The 2,072-nt window shown below is 62.0% G+C and carries 3 protein-coding genes; all 3 read right to left on the bottom strand.

The features are described 5' to 3' along the window. Positions 1–62: 62 nt before the first annotated feature. The 3 genes from E0E39_RS15580 to E0E39_RS15570 are packed head-to-tail and all read right to left on the bottom strand — an operon-like array spanning position 63 to position 1,842. On the bottom strand, positions 63–689 hold the full coding sequence (locus E0E39_RS15580; protein WP_207302573.1) for a PIN domain-containing protein: 627 nt from the start codon (positions 687–689) through the stop codon (positions 63–65). A 14-nt stretch (positions 690–703) separates the two neighbouring features. After that, on the bottom strand, positions 704–1,516 hold the full coding sequence (locus E0E39_RS15575; RefSeq protein WP_245988521.1) for an ImmA/IrrE family metallo-endopeptidase: 813 nt from the start codon (positions 1,514–1,516) through the stop codon (positions 704–706). Then, positions 1,513–1,842: a helix-turn-helix domain-containing protein gene (locus tag E0E39_RS15570; protein ID WP_130875765.1), complete on the bottom strand. Its 330-nt coding sequence runs from the start codon at positions 1,840–1,842 to the stop codon at positions 1,513–1,515. The genes E0E39_RS15575 and E0E39_RS15570 overlap by 4 nt, the downstream gene beginning before the upstream one ends. Positions 1,843–2,072 lie beyond the last annotated feature (230 nt).

Below are 2,072 nucleotides of genomic sequence, written 5' to 3'. Positions count from 1 at the left end.
AAAACCCACATCAGCAACCTCCAACGCCCCCACTTCACCGACACCCGAAACGCATTCGAAACCTACATACGAAAGAAGAAATTCCCGTACCGCCTATAAACGACATCCTGTTTCAAGACTGCTATACGGTCAAGTGGGATCAAGGCATCGTCAAGAGTTCGCAAGCGTGCGTATAAGTCTCGCAGCGCGGCGCGGGTAGGCAGGTGCTGCCCGCCTGCGGCCCGCTCCAGGACGGTGATGGTGCTGATCAGGTGGAGCTGGCCCGCGGTCTGGCCAGCTGCGCGACGACGTTTGAGGCGTCGCTGTTCTTGAGCGACGAGACTTCGTCCACCGCTGTCGTCCATCAGTACGATGACATCGGTTCCCTGGTCCGCCAGGACAGCGGCGTGGGCGATGGCCATCGTCTCACCAAGGTCTTTTGGGGTCCGGACTCGTTTTTGAATGGGCGTCTTGGTGATACGCAGCACAGTGGCGGCGAGATCATCAGTGGGGTCGTCTGACAGGACCTTCATGAGCCGCTCAGGCAATTTCCGCCATACGAGTTCTGAAGCGGCGAAGCGGCTATCCTTCTGAGCCTTCCTCAGGATCTCTTCCTTTACGGCTTCTGGGACGCTCAGTGGCCCAAGAGCACTGAAAAGCAGGCGCTCCTTGTTCAGCGAAAAGAAGTTGAGGCCCGGGCCCGCGTCCATGATAGGGCGGCTTGTCACGTCATGGTCTCCAAGATGGAAAGGTCAACCTCAACCGGTGGCAAGCATTCGGCGCTCAGGTCGATCGGTTCCGGAGAAGAGGGGTTTACGCCTGCCTCCTCAAGCTCCGCAATCACGCGATCAACATCGACGCCCTGCAGGGTCGCGATGGTCTGGGCGGTCACGACCCCTTCTGCGTATCCCTCGATGGCGCGAGCGAGGAGACCCTGTGGTGCCCGCAGGGTGGCCGATGTGGCCTGCAGTGAGGCATATTGATCGCCCCAACCGTAACGCGTGGCGAGTTGCCGGGTGCTGCGCTTCATCCATCGCTCAGCGGTTGCCTGGTCGATGTAACCAGCGTCTCGAATGGCGATGGCGGCGATGGCGGGCGAGACCAAGAAGTGCTGCACGATGTCCGATAGGTCGGCCTCGGTCGGCTGCCTCCGCTCCTCCAGCAGTCCGCTGACCCCTTCGAGCGGTAGCAGGAGATGGCGGGCGAAGGAGTCGGCGCGGACCTCCTCGAGTGTGCGCGGCCCGAGGGTTTCGGGGGGTGACCAGTCGCCGAATACCACGTGGCCGAGTTCGTGAGCTAGCGAGCTGCGTTGCCTCATCGGGTGGTCAGTGGCTGCCACCCCGATGAATACCGCTTCTCGCGCCGGGTCGCGCATGGTCAGGCCGTGCTCGTCTGACGCGGCAGACACGATAGCGACGTCGTAGCCAGTGACCCGTTCGATCAATGCCACGAGGTCTCCCAGCGGCTGGCGGCCTAGGCGGTGGTTGCGTCTGAAGTCTTCAGCGGCTGTTTTGGCCTGTTGTTCGGCACGGCTCACCGGACCAGGATTCCTTGGTCGTCGAGATAGGCGTCGAGTTCCAGAAAGTGAATGAGCCGCTGCCGCATGGAGTCCATGCTCGCGCCGTTTGTGGAGCGAGCCGCGCATTCGACACGTCTTGCGACGTCAGTGCCAGTGAGTTGCGCGACGGTACAGCCAACCGCGTCAGCGATCAAGATTATCTCCGGCATCTTCGCCGTGCGGTCGCCGCTGAGGATGCGGCTCAGTGTGGCTTGTGAGATCCCGGTGCGAGCGGCCAAGGTCCGCTGGGAGAGTCTCGCCGCCTTGCGGGCGCTCTCGATCGCCGTGCTCAGGTTTGGATCCATGAGACAATTGAATCACTTCTGGATCCCTGATTCAATCCTCAGTCGATGACACTCCCAGCCCGTTGGTGAGCAGACCGCGATCGTCGAGCGAGGATGTGCAGATGCATGCCTCTGTCGCCGCCACGCCTGCCCGCATGCGCTGACCGCCTGTCGCTGACGCTCCCGCGTCCCTCGTCGACCTTCCTCTATCCTCGCCACCCACACCCCAAGGAACCCCCCATGCTTTCGCC

The sequence above is a fragment of the [Pseudopropionibacterium] massiliense genome (assembly GCF_900607225.1).
Taxonomy (GTDB): domain Bacteria; phylum Actinomycetota; class Actinomycetes; order Propionibacteriales; family Propionibacteriaceae; genus Arachnia; species Arachnia massiliensis.
The sequence above is the reverse complement of the archived record's forward strand: the minus strand, read 5'-3'. Positions and strand labels throughout refer to the sequence as shown.